The 16,886-nt window shown below is 51.2% G+C and carries 14 protein-coding genes; 8 read left to right on the plus strand and 6 right to left on the minus strand.

Annotation, left to right across the window (positions count from 1 at the left end; genetic code table 11):
- Positions 1-84 precede the first annotated feature (84 nt).
- The 5 genes from KK083_RS25650 to ftsY all read left to right on the plus strand — a co-directional run bounded on the left by KK083_RS25650 (position 85) and on the right by ftsY (position 2,631).
- A complete protein-coding gene (locus KK083_RS25650) occupies positions 85-750 on the plus strand; it encodes an HAD family hydrolase (RefSeq protein ID WP_254168809.1) in 666 nt (221 codons plus the stop codon).
- Between the two features lie 161 nt (positions 751-911).
- Positions 912-1,151, plus strand: a complete 240-nt coding sequence (gene rpmB / locus KK083_RS25655) for a 50S ribosomal protein L28 (protein WP_254168811.1) — start codon at positions 912-914, stop codon at positions 1,149-1,151.
- Positions 1,152-1,168: 17 nt separating this feature from the next.
- Positions 1,169-1,351 (plus strand): 50S ribosomal protein L33, encoded by a 183-nt coding sequence (gene rpmG / locus KK083_RS25660; protein ID WP_254168812.1) that lies wholly within the window; start codon positions 1,169-1,171, stop codon positions 1,349-1,351.
- A 2-nt stretch (positions 1,352-1,353) separates the two neighbouring features.
- Positions 1,354-1,509 (plus strand): DUF4295 domain-containing protein, encoded by a 156-nt coding sequence (locus KK083_RS25665; RefSeq protein ID WP_254168813.1) that lies wholly within the window; start codon positions 1,354-1,356, stop codon positions 1,507-1,509.
- Between the two features lie 165 nt (positions 1,510-1,674).
- The gene (gene ftsY / locus KK083_RS25670; protein WP_254168814.1) at positions 1,675-2,631 is read left to right on the plus strand and encodes a signal recognition particle-docking protein FtsY; all 957 of its coding nucleotides are present in this window, start codon (positions 1,675-1,677) and stop codon (positions 2,629-2,631) included.
- Positions 2,632-2,776: 145 nt separating this feature from the next.
- On the opposite strand, the gene KK083_RS25675 is transcribed toward ftsY, so the two are convergent.
- Together KK083_RS25675 and KK083_RS25680 are read right to left on the minus strand one after the other, a co-directional pair.
- Positions 2,777-3,529: a DUF6048 family protein gene (locus tag KK083_RS25675; RefSeq protein WP_254168815.1), complete on the minus strand. Its 753-nt coding sequence runs from the start codon at positions 3,527-3,529 to the stop codon at positions 2,777-2,779.
- Positions 3,513-4,328 carry a DUF6452 family protein gene (locus tag KK083_RS25680; RefSeq protein ID WP_254168816.1) on the minus strand — a complete coding sequence of 272 codons (816 nt, stop codon included), beginning with the start codon at positions 4,326-4,328 and terminating at the stop codon, positions 3,513-3,515. The genes KK083_RS25675 and KK083_RS25680 overlap by 17 nt, the downstream gene beginning before the upstream one ends.
- Before the next feature lie 218 nt (positions 4,329-4,546).
- Between KK083_RS25680 and rimO the strand changes: the two genes are divergently transcribed.
- From rimO to KK083_RS25695, 3 genes are all read left to right on the plus strand, one after another.
- Positions 4,547-5,857, plus strand: a complete 1,311-nt coding sequence (gene rimO / locus KK083_RS25685) for a 30S ribosomal protein S12 methylthiotransferase RimO (protein WP_254168817.1) — start codon at positions 4,547-4,549, stop codon at positions 5,855-5,857.
- 88 nt (positions 5,858-5,945) lie between these two features.
- Positions 5,946-7,517, plus strand: a complete 1,572-nt coding sequence (bshC, locus tag KK083_RS25690) for a bacillithiol biosynthesis cysteine-adding enzyme BshC (protein WP_254168819.1) — start codon at positions 5,946-5,948, stop codon at positions 7,515-7,517.
- On the plus strand, positions 7,514-8,089 hold the full coding sequence (locus KK083_RS25695; RefSeq protein ID WP_254168821.1) for a 5-formyltetrahydrofolate cyclo-ligase: 576 nt from the start codon (positions 7,514-7,516) through the stop codon (positions 8,087-8,089). The genes bshC and KK083_RS25695 overlap by 4 nt, the downstream gene beginning before the upstream one ends.
- A 298-nt stretch (positions 8,090-8,387) precedes the next feature.
- Here the strand turns inward: KK083_RS25695 and KK083_RS25700 are convergent, their stop codons facing one another.
- The 4 genes from KK083_RS25700 to gltB all read right to left on the minus strand — a co-directional run bounded on the left by KK083_RS25700 (position 8,388) and on the right by gltB (position 16,751).
- Positions 8,388-9,428: an agmatine deiminase family protein gene (locus tag KK083_RS25700; protein ID WP_254168823.1), complete on the minus strand. Its 1,041-nt coding sequence runs from the start codon at positions 9,426-9,428 to the stop codon at positions 8,388-8,390.
- Between the two features lie 70 nt (positions 9,429-9,498).
- Positions 9,499-10,350: a carbon-nitrogen hydrolase gene (locus KK083_RS25705; RefSeq protein ID WP_254168824.1), complete on the minus strand. Its 852-nt coding sequence runs from the start codon at positions 10,348-10,350 to the stop codon at positions 9,499-9,501.
- 201 nt (positions 10,351-10,551) lie between these two features.
- Positions 10,552-12,027 carry a glutamate synthase subunit beta gene (locus KK083_RS25710; RefSeq protein ID WP_254168826.1) on the minus strand — a complete coding sequence of 492 codons (1,476 nt, stop codon included), beginning with the start codon at positions 12,025-12,027 and terminating at the stop codon, positions 10,552-10,554.
- A 179-nt stretch (positions 12,028-12,206) separates the two neighbouring features.
- Complete coding sequence (gene gltB / locus KK083_RS25715) at positions 12,207-16,751, minus strand: glutamate synthase large subunit (RefSeq protein ID WP_254168828.1); 4,545 nt, start codon at positions 16,749-16,751, stop codon at positions 12,207-12,209.
- Between the last annotated feature and the right edge of the window lie 135 nt (positions 16,752-16,886).

Raw genomic sequence — 16,886 nt, forward strand, 5'->3', positions numbered from 1 at the left:
TTAAAAGGATTTACAGGATGAGCAGGATAAAATCCAATTGAATTGATTTATGTTTGCGGCCTTTGTATTTAATCCTGTTAATCCTTGAATCCTGTAAATCCTGATCCTGGTTTTATTTTCGACATGGACGGCGTCATCATCGACAGCAATCCATTTCATAAGATCTCCCTCAAACAATTCTGCAAAAAGTACGGCTACGATCTCACCGAAGAGCAGCTGCGTGAGAAGATTTATGGCCGCACCAATAAAGACTGGATCGTGAATGTTTTCGGGCCGCTTGACGAGCAGAAGTTGCGCGCTTATGCGGATGAGAAGGAAGCGTTGTTCCGGGAGATCTATAAGAATGACATCAAACCGGTAGACGGCCTGGTGGCTTTTTTACAAAAGCTCGAAGCGCTCGGGCTGCCGCGGGCTATCGCAACCTCCGCCCCGCGGGCCAACGTGGATTTCACGTTGTCGAAGACGGGCACCGGAAAATATTTTCCCGTGATCCTGGACGAGTCTTTTGTATCGAAAGGCAAACCCGACCCGGAGATCTACCTGAGAACAGCGGCTGCCTTAAAATTTGAACCGGCCAACTGTATCGTGTTCGAAGATTCGCTTTCAGGCGTGAAGGCCGGCAAAAGCGCAGGCTGCAAGGTTGTGGGCATCACCACCACCCACACTCGCGAAGAGCTCCACGAAACCGACCTGGTAATAGATGATTTCACCAACCTCGACCCCCAGGAACTGATCAAAAAGCTGTTTTAGTAGTATTTTAGGTCTTGGAACCCGTCTCGTTTGCCCTGAAATCAGGTATTTCAATCCTGCGAATCCAGAAAATCCTAAAAATCCTGATCCTGTGTTGGATAATTGGGGGCATTTTATCGATATTTGCAGTCCCTTTTCGGAAGGGCTAAAATTAAGCTGATATGGCGAGAGTTTGTCAAATTACCGGAAAAAAGCCGCAGGTTGGTCACAAGGTTTCACACGCAAACAACAAGACCAAGAGAAGATTCTATCCAAACCTTCAGAAAAAGCGCTTTTTTGTGCCTGAGGAAGATAAATGGATCACTCTTAAAGTGTCTACCAAGGCAATCAAGACCATCAATAAGCATGGCATCACTGCAGTGTTAAAAGAAGCCAGAGCCAACGGCAACCTGGTACTGTAATAAAAATTTCAAGAATCATGGCAAAGAAAGGCAACAGGGTTCAGGTGATCTTAGAATGTACGGAGCACAAAGCTACCGGCCAGCCCGGCATGAGCCGCTACATCACTACCAAGAACCGTAAAAACACCACAGAAAGGTTGGAACTGAAGAAGTACAACTCTATTTTGAAGAAATATACAGTTCACAAAGAAATTAAATAATCATGGCAAAGAAAGTTGTTGCTACACTGAAAAAAGGTGACGGAAAAAGCTTTGCAAAAGTGATCCGTGCCGTAAAATCTGAAAAAACCGGTGCTTACACCTTCCGGGAAGAGATCGTGCCTGCTGAACTTGTAAAAGATACGCTGGCTAAAAAATAATCGGTCTATCCGGCCAGAAAGATTTTGAAAAGTCCCTCCGCGGGACTTTTTTCATATCTGCGTGGCACAATTTTATGATTTACAATTCCTGATCTTTGATTCGACCCTCGATCTGAGATCATGAGGTCAGAAATCTGAGATCTGAAATCTAATCGACAATTTCCTATGGCACTGTTCGGACTGTTTTCCAAAGAGAAGAAGGAGACCCTGGATAAGGGCCTCGAAAAGTCAAAAGACAGTTTCTTTTCCAAGCTGGGCAAGGCGCTCGTAGGAAAATCTACGGTGGATGACGAAGTGCTCGACAACCTCGAAGAAGTGCTCGTATCTTCGGATGTTGGCGTGGAAACCACCCTGAAGATCATCGAGCGCATACAGCAGCGGGTGGCACGCGACAAATACATGAGCACCTCCGAGCTCGACCGCATCCTGAAAGAAGAAGTAGCCAGCCTGCTCAACGAGGGCAACCCCGACGAAGCACAGGATTTCGATACACCCGCCGGCATTAAACCTTACGTAATCATGGTAGTAGGCGTCAATGGTGTAGGCAAAACCACCACCATCGGCAAGCTGTCGTCACAATTCAAAAAGAAAGGCAAAAATGTAGTGTTGGGTGCCGCCGATACTTTCAGGGCTGCCGCCGTAGATCAGCTCAAGCTGTGGGGCGAGCGGGTAGGTGTACCGGTAATTGCAAAAGGTATGAACACCGATCCTTCAGCCGTGGCTTTCGATGCCGTGAAAGAAGGTGTTGACCGCAATGCCGATATCGTGATCGTTGACACCGCGGGCCGCCTGCACACCAAGGTGAACCTCATGAACGAGCTCACCAAGATCAAACGAGTGATGCAAAAGGTAGTACCCGATGCGCCGCATGAAGTGCTGCTGGTGCTCGACGGAAGCACGGGCCAAAACGCTTCCATCCAGGCAAGAGAGTTTACCAAAGCCACTGAAGTTACCGCCCTGGCCATCACCAAGCTCGATGGCACCGCCAAAGGTGGCGTTGTAATAGGCATCTCCGACGAATTCAAGATCCCCGTAAAATACATCGGCGTGGGAGAAAAGGCGGAGGATCTGCAAGTATTCAGCAAGAGTGAATTTGTAGACTCGTTGTTTAAGAAAAACTGAGTGGGTTGCCGGTTGCCAGTTACCGGATGGCCGGTTGGTGCAGTGCCTTGTATTCAGCGTACAGTTTCAATTCACTTAAGGAACATAACACCGTAAAGAGTTTTACACCGAATCGAACCGGCAACAGGCAACCGGCAACCGGTAACTATTTTTTCTTTTTTGCCGGAGGCAGTGGTGGCATCTTTCTAAAAGGAAGCCTGATGAAGATCTGATAATTGAAGCCCCAGTAACTTTCGCGGTCTGTTCTTCCATAGCCGGGCACATCGTGCGGAAGCATGTCAGTGGCACCGTTGCTCTTGAGGCCGAACTTGAAACGCGCTGTATATCCCATCCAGATCATCTGCCAGATCTTTACCCGCAAGCCGGTAGTGAGCTCGTACCACCGCGCGGTGATATCGGTGTTCACATAATCCCTCGTCAGAGGACCATAGATCGGATCGGCTGTGATCACGCCCAGGCTCTCTGAGAACTTGGAGTGTCCGTAACGCAGGCCAAGAAAGAACATGTTTCGCTCTACATCCTTGGTCAGAAAATTCACATCCGCGCCCACGCGCCAGTAGGTGCCATCGTTGCTGTAGTTGGAAGAATCCTCAGGATACGTTCTGGCCCATGAACCATAGTCGACAGCGAGGAAATAGCGATGGAAGTCTACATCGGCATTCACTTCCCAGCCTTGAAAATCATCCTGCACGTTCGATTTCACGAGGGCCAGCACATCGGTGCCGAAGCGAATACCCGTGGGCAGATACCGGTTCTTCACTGTATCGCGTTTCACGGTATCGGCAGCAGGCTTGGCAGGTGCGGGCTTGCCGGCAGGCACCGGCTTAACAGGTTTCGTTTGCTGCGCCGTTGCTGCAAAAGCCGTGAGCAGGATCAATATGCTAAAAAGTGATCGCAATGTTAGTAAGGGGTGGGTCCTGGATATTGGTTTTGCCTACTGTTGCCTCGGTGAACGTTGTCGCCACGGTATCGACCTTGAGGCCTGACAATACGGTTTGCCAGCCGCAGGCATTAAAGAGTTTTCTTCCTGTACGCGTATAGTCAACCTTCAGCGTCCTGGTGGATCCATCTAAGAAATTGAACACAAAGGTGGAGGTCTGTGCCGTGCTGTCAAGCGGAACATAGACGTCGCTGCGTTCTTCTTCCGAATAGGTGATCGCACCCGGGGCGTAATTGGCCGTGATCTGCTTCAATTGCACCGGCGACACAAAAGTAAACTTTGCAAGATTGGTAAGAGGGCAACGATAGATCTCGATGTTGGTGCCTGAAGTCCCTTTCTTCTTGGGAACAGTGCCCACCACCCGCACTGAATCAAAGCCGCTGCTTTTCGTTACTTTAAGATTGGAGAGCACAAATCGCTGGCCGCAATCTTCGGATACAAACTGGGCCTGGGTGAGGTAGCTCAGGTGAAGCTCGGAGGCAACATTTCCGCTCTGGAAGTGAAAGACGGTGCTGTCCTTGAAGTAATTCAACCGGAGGCTGTCAATGCCCGTCATGGCCGCCGTATCCGCCAGCCAGACGAAGTCGGTTCCATCGGCAGTAATGCCCGTAAAAACCACGGTATCCCGGGTATTGTTCGAAAGCTTTTTGAAGGCAATACCAACAAAGTTATTGTTGAGGCTGAAGCATTCCGGCTCTTCCAGACACGCGGCGGCCATCGCCACAAAAAACAAAAACCACCCAGTCTTTTTTACCATGATCAATTCCGGCCGTAAAGATAAAGCATGCCGCGAAAGCCCAAATTCCAGGCCAGTTTATTTTTGACCCTGTATTTCCGGCACAGGCAGAATGGGATTACCTTTGCGGGTTGATGGCCCGTAGAGCACGCTAAAAACGGGAAAACGGCCTCAAAAATTGAATTATAACGATTCGATCCTTGTTGGGAGATGATAAAAACCCCGGCGGATCCTGAGCGATGAAAACAAAAGGTAACAGAAAGACAAAAGTCAATATCGTAACACTCGGTTGCTCTAAAAACCTGGTTGATTCTGAAGTGCTGCTGACCCAACTCAAAGGCAACGGTATTGACGCCGTGCACGAATCGGCACAGGACGATTCCAACGTAGTGGTGATCAATACCTGCGGTTTCATCGACAATGCCAAGCAGGAATCCATCGATACCATTCTCCGGTATGTGGATGCCAAGGAAGAAGGTGTGGTTGATAAAGTATATGTAACGGGCTGCCTCTCGCAGCGCTACAAAGACGACCTCGAAAAAGAGATCCCTGAAGTAGACGCCTGGTTCGGCACACGTGACCTTTCGCGCCTGCTGAAAGTTTTCAAAGCCGACTATAAGCAGGAGCTTGTGGGCGAGCGCATCCTTACCAACCCCAGTCATTTCGCCTATCTTAAAATATCGGAAGGTTGTGACCGGCCGTGTTCTTTCTGCGCCATTCCACTAATGCGGGGCAAGCACATCTCAAGACCTATGGAAGAGCTTGTGCTGGAGGCGAAGAACCTGGCGAAGAACGGAACAAAAGAGCTGCTGATCATCGCCCAGGACTCGACCTATTACGGCCTCGACCTGTATAAGAAACGCAACCTGGCAGACCTCCTGAAAAGGTTGTCTGACGTAGAAGGGGTAGACTGGATCCGTCTGCACTATGCATTCCCTTCCGGCTTCCCGCTCGATGTGCTCGATGTGATGGCCGAGCGCCCCAACATCTGCAAGTACCTCGACATACCGCTGCAGCACGGCTCAACGCGCATGCTCCAGCTGATGAAGCGAGGCATCACCCGCGAAAAAACGGAACAGCTTCTCGCCACCATGCGTGAAAAAGTGCCGGGCATTGCCATCCGCACCACCATGATCGCGGGACATCCCGGCGAAACAGAAGATGATTTTCTCGAGCTCATGACCTTCATCGAACGCTCGAGGTTCGACAGGCTGGGCATCTTCAATTATTCACACGAAGAAAATACACACTCTCACACCATGGCGGATGATGTGCCGCAGGAAGTGAAGCAGCAACGCGCCGATGCGGTGATGGAGCTTCAGGAGAACATCTCGAATGAGCTCAACCACGCGCGCATCGGGCAAACCCTGAAAGTGATCGTAGACCGCAAAGAGGGCGGCACCTTCATCGGTCGTACAGAATTCGATTCACCTGAAGTTGACAACGAAGTGATGATCGAGAGCCAGGACTACCTCAGGATCGGTGATTTTGTGAACGTCAAAATTACGGGTGCATCGGAGTTCGATCTCACAGGCACTGTGGTGCAGTAACGTCCGTATAATTCTCTAAACCTTCTCAATAAATTTACCGTTATTCGGTTTATGGTTTTCAGAATCTCCACCACCTATACCTGTTAACATGCAGCTGAAGAAAATCCCGCTTGGCGATACCAGAGCTTTCTCGTCCTTTTTTTTAGACTACATCGATCAGAAAAACAACCTTCAGCCTTTTTACAACCGCTTTCCGCGGATCGAAAATTTCAAAGATCAGATCGCCGACAAATCCAAAACTTTTTCCGCTCATCAAACACAGGTCCTGGTATCGGTGCTGCAGAAGCAATACGCTGGCCTCACCACATCCGATGCCGTTAAAAAAAATATCCACTCATTATCCGATGAGCGAACCTTTACGGTGACAACCGGCCATCAGCTGAATATCTTCACCGGCCCGCTGTATTTTATTTATAAGATCGTTACGGTGATCAACACCTGCCGCGAGCTGAAAGCAAAATTTCCCGGGTACGATTTTATACCGGTATACTGGATGGCGTCTGAAGATCACGACTATGACGAGATAAAATATTTCCGCCTGTACGGTAAAAAGTACGTCTGGGAAACCGGGCAGAAAGGCGCAGTGGGAAGGTTCAGCACAAAAGGTCTCGATACGCTGCTGGAGCAACTTCCGGGCGACGTAAGCATTTTCAGGGACGCCTACCTGAAAAATAAAAAGCTCAGCGATGCCGTGCGTCATTATGTGAATGCATTGTTCAGTGCGGAAGGACTGGTGGTGATCGACCCCGATAACCGGGAGCTGAAATCGCTCTTTCGCGATGTGATGGTTGATGATGTGATCGGGTGCAACACGTTGAAGCTTGTGGACAACACCAACAAACAGCTTGAAGAGTCTGGTTACAAAACGCAGGTGTTCTGCCGCGATATCAATTTCTTTTATCTCGACGAGAACCTGAGAAGCCGCATCGAAAAGCAGGGCGACCGTTATCACGTGCTGGAAACTTCGCTCAGCTTCAGCGAAGAGGAGATCCGCAGGCAGATCGAAAACGAGCCGGAGAAGTTCAGCCCCAATGTTATTCTCAGGCCGCTTTACCAGGAGTATATCCTGCCCAACCTGGCATATGTGGGTGGCCCGGCAGAAGTGGTCTACTGGCTCCAGCTAAAAGCGGTGTTCGATCATCACAAAGTTCCGTTCCCCATGCTGATGCCCCGTAATTTTGCCATGGTGATCGAGCAGCACATCTATAGAAAATTCGAAAAGACGGAGCTCGAGCTCAGCAACCTGTTTGAAGAAAAGAATTTCCTCTTCAACCACTGGGTGCTGAAGCATTCCAGGCACAACCTCACGGTAGGCCATGAGCGCACCGCCATCAGCGAGCTCTTCAGCGCACTTCAGCGCCGGGGGGAGGCCATCGACAAAACCCTCGGCCCGTTCGTTGGCGCCGAAGGCAAAAGAGCGCTCAACAGCCTCGAGAAGATCGAACGAAAGCTGCTGCGCGCAGAGAAGAGACTTCAGTCTGACAAGCTGCGTCAGATCGAGTCGGTAAAAGACGCTTTGTTTCCCAATGGCAGCCTGCAGGAGCGCACTGACAACTTCCTGAACTTCTATCAGCAGGACCAGGCGTTCATCAGCGGGCTGCTCAGCAATTTTGATCCGTTAGATTTCAGGTTCAACGTATTAATCTATACGCCTTCATGACCAAAGAGCAGAGCAGAAAACTTTATTTGCAAAAAAGACTGGGGCTTTCCGACGCAGAGTTCCAGCGTTTGAGCAAACGCCTCACGGATAACTTTTTTACTTCGCTTGACCTCTCTTCCATCAAAGTGCTGCATACCTTTCTGCCCATTGAAAAGCAAAAGGAGATCAACACCTGGATGATCATTGACCGCATCAAACGCGAGCATCCACAAATACGGCTTTCCGTTCCGAAGATCAACAATCAGACCTCCACCATCGAAAGTTTTTACTTCGAAGATGCTGACCAGCTCGAGAAAAATACGTGGGGCATCATGGAGCCGAAGCAGGGTATTCCCACACCCACCGACAAGATCGACGCTGTGCTGGTGCCGTTGCTGGCCTTTGACAGGAAAGGAAACCGTGTAGGCTACGGGAGGGGTTTCTACGACAAGTTCCTGTCGAATATCACTTGTCGCAAGATCGGATTATCGTTCTTCCCGCCCGTACAATCCATCGAAGGCATGAGCGCGCAGGATGTTCCGATCGATGTGGCTGTAACGCCGGAGGGAGTTTTTACTTTGAATAAGAGCTGACGCGAAGTCTTCCTTCGAAGACCTGCCCGGTGCTCCTAACGGAGCAGAATGCATTTCACTCCGGCATGAGTGTTCTGTCTATAGAATAAGATCAATTTCATCCGCTAGGGCTCCATAGGAGCCTCCTGAATTCGTAATTTTAAATGCAAGCAATGAAAACAAACGCACACGTCATTCTTATATCACTACAGCGCTCTGCTGGATAAGTTATCAGAATGACAGAATCAAGATAGCCTGATTCAAAGCAGTGTGTTGCTTCGCTATTCTCAACCATTGTCAATTGTTACGTTGTCAACTGTCAATTGACCTCAGGTTCCTGCTGACTCAAACAGTGAAACGAACCAAGTCCCCAGATAATATCCCAGGAATCAAGGCCTACTACTTTTCTATCGGGGAAACATTGTTGAAGGATGCTTAGGGCGTTGTCATCGTTCTTGTCTCTGAACGTAGGCACTACAACGTATTTATTGCTGATGTAGAAGTTGGCATAGGAAGCCGGCAACCGCATGTCTTCGTAGACAATGGCGGCGGGCATGGGCAGCTCCACGATGTTCATCTGTTTGCCATTCTCGAGGCGCAGCTTCTTCAGCATCTTCAGGTTCTCTTGCAACGGCTCATAGTTCTCGTCCTGTTTGCTGCGCTCTACTACTGTCACCACGGTATCCTGGTTCACAAACCGTGTGAGGTCATCGATGTGGCCATCGGTATCGTCACCCACAATGCCATCGCCAAGCCAGAGGATGTTTTCCACACCATAGTAATTGTGCAGGTACGCTTCGATCTCTTGCTGGTTCAGGTGCGGGTTCCGGTTCTCATTGAGCAGGCATGAGGTGGTGGTGAGCACAGTACCGGTACCGTTGAACTCAACAGAGCCTCCCTCCATCACAATGCCCGGATACACCACGGGAATGTTGTAGTGTTTCGAGATCAGTGTGGGAATATTATCATCAAGGTCGAACGGCGGATATTTTCCACCCCAGGCGTTGTAGCCCCAGTCTACGATCATTTTCTTCTGTGCCGCCTTCGGGTTGATGAGGAACGCGGGACCGTGATCGCGGCACCACGCATCGTTGGTGGGATGAAGGAAGAACTGAACATTATTCAGATCCGCGCCGGCCTGCTGCAGGTAACGAAGCGCTTTTTGTTTCATCGCCTCGTCAACCACGTTGATGTTCACCTTTTCTCCTTCCGCCACCAGCTTGATGAACTGGGCGTAGACGGGATAAATGGTTTCGATCTTGCCCGGCCACGAAGCTTCCTTGTGTGGCCAGCTTAACCAGGTGGCCGTGTGTTTCGCAAATTCGGCAGGAAAATAGTAACCGAGCTGTTTCGGGTTCATAGTCAGGATTGCAGATTTGAAGATTTACAGGATCAATTTCCCCCTCCACAAGGAGGGGGCCAGGGGGAGGTCATTCGTCGATGTACCGTTTGGTGATCGGCTGATACGAGTCGATCCTTCTGTCGCGCAGGAAAGGCCAGTGCGTACGGTAACGATCTGTCTTCTGCAGGTCGAGGTCCATCACATGCACTTCTTCCTTATCGTGCGAAGCGAGGTAGAGCACGCGGCCGAAGGGATTGGCAACAAATGAGCCACCCCAGAATTTCATGGCGCCGTTCTGCTCGAAGCCTACGCGGTTCACGCTCACCACGTGCACACCGTTGGCTACAGCATGACTGCGCTGGATGGTCTGCCATGCATTGTATTGTTCGGAGTTTGTCTCCTCATCCTGTGACGTTGCCCAGCCGATAGCCGTAGGGTAGAACAGGATCTCCGCACCCATGAGCGCGGTGATGCGGGCAGCTTCCGGATACCACTGATCCCAGCAGATGAGCACGCCGATGGTAGCAAATTTGGTATTGAACACCTTGTAACCGAGGTCACCCGGCGTGAAGTAGAATTTCTCGTAATAAGACGGGTCGTCAGGGATGTGCATCTTCCGGTATTTGCCCAGGTAAGCACCATCGGCATCCAGAACGGCCGTAGTGTTGTGGTAGATGCCATTGGTCCGTTTTTCGAACAGCGAAGCAATGATCACCACACCCAGCTCTTTTGCCACTTTCGACAAAGCTTCGGTAGACGGCCCCGGAACAGGTTCCGCCAGTTTGAAGTTCTCGTAATCTTCCACATCGCAGAAGTACAGGGAACGAAAAAGCTCCTGCAGGCAAACGATCTGCGCACCCTTGGCCGCAGCTTCACGCACCTTCTCAATCGCTTTTTTCAGATTCTCATCCGGGTTGGCAGTGCACGACATCTGCACCATTCCAACTTTAACTGTTTTATTTGACACGTCTTATAAATAAAAGTCGCGCAAAATTAGTTCAGTGGACCAGGATTTTAAAGGATTTTCAGGATTAAACAGAATTAAATGCAAAAGGTGCCCCAGGGGGACACCTTTCTTATTTGAAACAGGTACAAAATTATTCAATAAGCACGATCCCAGCAGGTCCCGCACCCTCTCCTCCTAGGAGAGGGCCGGGGTGAGGTTGACAAAAGACTCATCCTTCGCCTCGAGGTCCGAACTGCCCATCAGCCACGTATCTACAGCCCTGGCAGCCTCACGGCCTTCGGAGATGGCCCATACCACCAGCGACTGGCCCCTGCGGATGTCACCGGCAGCAAAGATGCCTTCCTGGGTGGTCATATAATTTTCTGTTTTGATGTTGCCGCGTTCATCGAGGGCTACTTGAAGCTCGTCTACCATGCCGCCTTTTTCAGCGCCAGTGAAACCGATGGCCAGCAGTGCCAGCTCACACGGCAGAACCCTTTCTGTACCGGCAATCTCTTCGAAGCCCATCTTGCCCTGTGCATTTACGCCCCATTTGATATCCACTACCTTCAGGCCTGTAAGACGGCCGTTGTTGTCGCCGAGGAATTCTTTGGTGAGGATGGCCCACTGGCGGTCTACACCTTCGTCGTGCGACGATGAGGTCATGAGCACCATCGGCCACAGCGGCCATGGGTTGTTTTCCGAACGCTTCAGGGGAGGTTTGGCCAGCAGCTCGATCTGTGTAACAGTCTTCGCCTCCTGACGGTTAGAGGTTCCAACACAGTCGGAGCCGGTGTCACCGCCGCCGATCACGAGCACATTTTTATTGGTGGCCAGGATGTCGCCTGAAAAGATCCTGTCTCCGGCAACGCGTTTGTTCTGCTGCGGCAGGAAATCCATGGCGAAGTGAACACCTTTGAAATGTCTTCCGGGAATGGGCAGATCGCGCGGGGCTGATGCACCACCACAGATCACCACAGCATCAAACTCTTTCTGCAGGTGCTGCGCGCTGATGTTCACACCAACGTGCGCGTTGGTCCTGAAGATGATGCCTTCCTGCTCCATGAGCCTGATCCTGCGGTCGATCACAGATTTTTCAAGCTTGAAGTCAGGGATGCCGTAACGAAGCAGTCCACCGATCCGGTCGCTGCGCTCGAACACAGTAACCCAGTGACCCGCCTTGTTCAGCTGCGCCGCTGCCGCCAGGCCTGCCGGTCCGGAGCCAACGATGGCTACACGCTTGCCGGTTCTTGTCTTCGGTGGATTGGCCTTGATGTATCCTTTTTCGAAAGCCGTTTCAGCAATGGTCTTTTCGATGTACTCGATGGTAACAGGATTGTTGTTGATGCTGAGCACACAACTTGCCTCACAGGGTGCAGGACAGATCCTGCCCGTGAACTCGGGGAAGTTGTTGGTGCTGCTCAGGATCTTGATCGCCTCCTCCCACTTACCCGTGTAAACGGCATCGTTGAAGTCGGGAATGTTATTTCCCAGCGGGCAACCGTTGTGGCAGAACGGAACACCGCAGTCCATACAACGCGCGGCATTGTTCTTTACCTTCTCCTTCTCCAGCGGAGTATAGATCTCTTTATAATCTTTTAATCTTTCTTTCGGATCGCGGGATTTAGGCATCTCCCGCTCAAATTTCATAAACCCGTCTATCTGGCCCATTGTTGTTTAGTTTTATTAGGCGTGTCTGATATTTTTATTGCGTCGTTATCTAATTTTAAGTTGACAGTAGACAAATGAACAGTTAACAATGGGTGGGTGTTAAAATCACTTGTTGTGTACTGTTCACGGTTGTCAATTGCCCGATAGCTTTCTATCGGATTTGTCAATTGTCAACTGATTTAACTGACTTTAACTGCTACTTTCTTCTCCGTTTTCACAGCGGTGCCGTTGAGGGCTTTCTGCTTTTGCAGCACAGCCTTGTAATCTTTCGGCATCACTTTTACGAAAAGCTCGGCGGCGATGTCCCAGTTCTCGAGCACCCACTCGGCAGGGTCGCTGCCAGTGTAGTTGAAATGACGCTCGATCATGGATCTCACTTCGGCCTTGTCTTCATCGGCCATCGTCTCGAGCTCAACCATGTCTTTGTTGCAGAGTTTCTCGAGCGCATGTTCCGGATCAAAAACATAAGCGATACCACCGCTCATGCCCGCGGCGAAGTTCCTTCCGGTCTTACCCAGAATTACCACGCGGCCACCGGTCATGTATTCGCAGGCGTGATCGCCAACACCTTCCACCACAGCCTTGATGCCCGAGTTGCGTACGCAGAAACGTTCGCCGGCCTGGCCGCGGATGTAAGCTTCACCGGAGGTAGCACCATAGAAGGCCACGTTGCCGATGATGATGTTGTCTTCAGGCTTGAAGGTTGCTTCCTTATCGGGATAAACGATCAGCTTGCCACCGGAGAGACCTTTTCCGAAGTAGTCGTTGGCTTCACCCTCCAGCTCGAAGCGAACGCCGGGCGCAACAAACGCACCGAAGCTCTGGCCTGCGGAGCCTTTAAAGTTGAAGTGGATGGTATCTTCAGGCAATCCTTTGCCTTTGTATCGTTTCGATATTTCGTTCGACAGCAGTGCACCGGTAGTACGGTCTGTGTTTCGGATAATGAACTTCTCCTGCACAGGCTCGCCTTCTTCGAGCGCTGCCTTCGCTGCTTCCACCAGCTTCCAGTCGAGCACTTTTTCGAGCTCGAAATCCTGCTCGATCTGCTTGTAAACACCGATGTGCTCACGGGCAGGTTCGCGGTGAAGAACCGGTGAAAGGTCGAGCTTCTTGATCTTCCAGTGGTCGATGTCCTGGCGCATGCGCAGCACGTCCGTGCGCCCCACCATTTCATTCACGGTGCGGAAGCCGAGCTCGGCCATAGTCTCGCGCAGGTCCTGGGCCAGCATGTGGAAGAAATTCACAACGTGATCAGGGTCGCCGGTGAACAACTTGCGCAGATCAGGATCTTGTGTGGCGATACCTACAGGGCAGGTGTTCAGGTGACACTTGCGCATCATGATACAACCTTCCACAACAAGCGCTGCGGTAGCAACACCCCACTCTTCTGCACCGAGCAATGCAGCGATGGCAATATCACGACCTGTACGGATCTGTCCGTCGGTCTGTACTACCACGCGGCTTCTCAGGTTATTTTTTACCAGTGTCTGATGTGCTTCTGCGAGCCCAAGCTCCCACGGCAAACCTGCGTGGCGCATGGAGCTGATCGGCGATGCACCCGTTCCGCCGTCTGCACCGGAGATGAGGATGGCGTCGGCCTTGGCTTTGGCAACACCTGCGGCAACGGTACCGACACCGGCCTGCGACACGAGCTTCACGTTGATGCGCGCCTGGCGGTTAGCATTTTTCAGGTCAAAGATCAGCTGGGCAAGATCTTCGATCGAATAGATATCGTGGTGTGGCGGCGGCGAGATCAATCCTACACCCGGTGTAGAGTGACGCACACGTCCGATCCACTCGTCAACTTTATGCCCTGGCAGCTGACCACCTTCGCCGGGCTTGGCACCCTGCGCCATCTTGATCTGCAGCTCGTCGGCATTGCTCAGGTAGTAGCTGGTAACACCAAACCTTCCGGAGGCAACCTGCTTGATGGCAGAGCGCTCCCAGTCGCCGTTTGCTTTCTTCTCGAAACGCACTTCATCTTCTCCACCTTCACCGCTGTTGCTCTTGCCGCCAATGCGGTTCATGGCAATGGCCAATGTGGTGTGCGCCTCGTGCGAGATCGATCCGAAAGACATCGCGCCCGTGGCGAAACGTTTGAAGATCTCTTCAACAGGCTCTACCTCCTCGATGGGCACGGAGTTGCGTTTCTTGAACTCGAACAGTCCGCGGATGGTAAATGAATCTTTGGTCTGATCGTTGATCTTCTCCGTATATTTTTTGAATAGCGCGTAGTTCTTTGATTTCGTAGAATGCTGCAGCAGGTGGATCACTTCAGGGCTGAACAGGTGTTTCTCACCCCTTCTCTTCCACTGATACACACCACCCACGGGAAGTGAGTTGCTTTCCTGTTTGAATGCCAGGTTGTGACGCACCAGCACTTCGCGGGCCAGGTCGTCGAAAGACAAACCTTCGATGCGGCTGATGGTTCCGCGGAAACACTTGTCGATCACTTCGCTTCCAAGACCCAGGGCCTCGAAGATCTGTGCCGACTGGTATGACTGCAGTGTGCTGATACCCATCTTCGACATTACCTTGAGCAAACCGTTGCCGATACCTTTCTGGTAATTGTGGTAAGCATCTTCGTCGGTCAAACCTGTGCCCAGCGCACCGCTCTTGTTGAGGAAGTGGATAGTCTCCAACGCCATGTACGGATTGATAGCACTTGCGCCGAACCCGATGATGGTGGCGAAGTGATGCACTTCCCATACATCGCCAGCTTCCACGAGCAAGCCTGCATGTGTGCGGATCCTTTTTTCAACGAGCGATTGATGCACGGCTCCGATAGAAAGCAGCGACGGGATCGGTGCATACTCAGGACCGATCTTCCGGTCAGAGAGCACGATGATCTTTTTGCCTGCGCGGATTGCTTTTTCAGCTTCAGCACAGATCCTGTTCAGGCTTTCTTCGAGCCTGCCGGGTTGTCCGTCGGCGAGGAACGCACAACGGATGATGGCGTATTCGTAACCGTGAGCCGGTAAATGTTTCAGTTTCTCGAGGTCGCTGTTGAGCAGCACCGGTTGCGAGATGTGGATCTGCGCGGTATGCTGCGGTGTTTCTTCCAGCACGTTCAGGCTTTGCCCTATCCTGGTAAAGAGCGACATCACCAGGCGCTCGCGGATCGGATCGATCGGCGGATTGCTTACCTGTGCAAAGTGCTGCTTGAAGTAGTTCGAGATGTGACGGCTCTCTTTTGAAAGCACCGCCAGCGGCGTATCGTCACCCATCGAACCGATGGCCTCGTATCCTTTTTCTGCCAGCGGCGTGAGAACGGTTTTGATATCTTCGTCCGTAAAGCCGTAAGCATTCTGGCGTTGTGCCAGCGTTTTTTCATCGAAGTTATCTTCAAACCACTCCTGCTCGGGCTCGAGCCTGAGCTTGAGGCGGTTCTGGATGATCCAGTTAAAGTAGGGCTTGCCTTCGTAAACAGAGCGTTTTACTTTTTCGTCGTCAAACACTTTGCCCTGCTCCAGGTCCACCAGCATCATCTTACCCGGTGTGATCCGGCCTTTTTCGAGAATATCTTTCGGATCAACAGGCAACGCGCCGGCTTCGGAGGCCATCACCATACGACCCGAACGGGTTACATAATATCTCAGCGGACGCAGACCGTTACGATCGAGCGTGGCACCAATGCGCATGCCATCGGTAAACACCAGGGCGGCCGGACCATCCCAGGGTTCCATCATGGAAGCGTGGTATTTATAAAATGCCTTGCGGTGCGGATCCATCAGCTTGTTATCCTGCCATGCTTCGGGAACAAGCATCATCATCACGTGGGGAATGCTGCGGCCCGAAAGCACCAGCATCTCCACCATCGCATCGAGGTTGGCCGAGTCAGATCCATCCGGAACAGTGATCGGCAGCAGCATCTTCAATTCCTCGTCGGTAAAGAGTGTGGATTTGAACATGGCCTCCTTCGATTTCATTTTGTTCACGTTACCACGAATGGTGTTGATCTCACCATTATGCGCGATGTAACGGAAGGGCTGGGCAAGTTTCCAGTTGGGGAAAGTATTGGTAGAGAACCTTGAGTGCACCAGGGCCAGTGCCGTGCGCAAACGCGGATCCTGAAGGTCGAAGAAATATTTGCGCAGCTGTTCAGTACGAAGCTGCCCTTTGTATACGATGGTCTTGGCAGAAAAGCTGGTGATGTAAAACTCCCTGTTGCTGCCTTTTACATCTTTGGCGATCTTGTGCGAAGCCGAATTGCGCAACACGAAGAGTTTTCTTTCGAGCACATCTTCAGTAAAGAGATCGTTCTTGGCTTTCACAAAAACCTGTTCGATCACAGGTTCAACTTCGGCGGCGCCGGGACCTGGTATGCTGTGGTCAACGGGAACGCCCCTGAAACCGATCAGCTCGAGGCCGAGGGCGGTGATGTTCTTCTTCAGCGCTTCGCGGCAGGCATTGAGCACCTTTTTATCGCGTGGGAAGAATACCATACCCACACCGTACTTACCTACGGCGGGCAACTCGAAGCCCAGGCGAAAGGCTTCTTCAACAAAAAAATCATGAGGCAGCTGAATGAGCACACCGGCTCCGTCTCCAGTCTTGGCGTTACAGCCCCTGCCCCCACGGTGTTCCATGTTCTCGAGCATGGACAGCGCATCTCGCAGTACGTTGTTAGACTTTGTACCATTCACATTGGCTACGAACCCGATACCACATGCATCGTGCTCAAGCTCCGGCGTGTACAAGCTTTTGGTGGTGGTTGTTTGCATTTTACTTCTTAAAATGGGAATAGGTGATAAAATAGGCGTCTTTTGTCACCAAACAATTTTTTGAAGTTAGGAAAGAAACAGAAGGAAATTGGGGCGAGTTGCCAGTTTAGCAGAATTTTTCGAATCTTTTCAGAA

It is taken from the genome of Chryseosolibacter histidinae, from assembly GCF_018598225.1.
GTDB classification, from domain to species: Bacteria; Bacteroidota; Bacteroidia; order Cytophagales; family Cyclobacteriaceae; genus Chryseosolibacter; species Chryseosolibacter histidini.

Bases quoted from the DNA above. Each gene is read 5' to 3' on its own strand.
- rpmB (WP_254168811.1), top strand. From the start codon at position 912: ATGGCGAGAGTTTGTCAAATTACCGGAAAAAAGCCGCAGGTTGGTCAC.
- rpmG (WP_254168812.1), top strand. From the start codon at position 1,169: ATGGCAAAGAAAGGCAACAGGGTTCAGGTGATCTTAGAATGTACGGAG.
- KK083_RS25665 (WP_254168813.1), top strand. From the start codon at position 1,354: ATGGCAAAGAAAGTTGTTGCTACACTGAAAAAAGGTGACGGAAAAAGC.
- ftsY (WP_254168814.1), top strand. From the start codon at position 1,675: ATGGCACTGTTCGGACTGTTTTCCAAAGAGAAGAAGGAGACCCTGGAT.
- KK083_RS25680 (WP_254168816.1), bottom strand. From the start codon at position 4,328: ATGGTAAAAAAGACTGGGTGGTTTTTGTTTTTTGTGGCGATGGCCGCC.
- rimO (WP_254168817.1), top strand. From the start codon at position 4,547: ATGAAAACAAAAGGTAACAGAAAGACAAAAGTCAATATCGTAACACTC.
- bshC (WP_254168819.1), top strand. From the start codon at position 5,946: ATGCAGCTGAAGAAAATCCCGCTTGGCGATACCAGAGCTTTCTCGTCC.
- KK083_RS25695 (WP_254168821.1), top strand. From the start codon at position 7,514: ATGACCAAAGAGCAGAGCAGAAAACTTTATTTGCAAAAAAGACTGGGG.
- KK083_RS25700 (WP_254168823.1), bottom strand. From the start codon at position 9,428: ATGAACCCGAAACAGCTCGGTTACTATTTTCCTGCCGAATTTGCGAAA.
- KK083_RS25705 (WP_254168824.1), bottom strand. From the start codon at position 10,350: ATGGTGCAGATGTCGTGCACTGCCAACCCGGATGAGAATCTGAAAAAA.
- KK083_RS25710 (WP_254168826.1), bottom strand. From the start codon at position 12,027: ATGGGCCAGATAGACGGGTTTATGAAATTTGAGCGGGAGATGCCTAAA.
- gltB (WP_254168828.1), bottom strand. From the start codon at position 16,751: ATGCAAACAACCACCACCAAAAGCTTGTACACGCCGGAGCTTGAGCAC.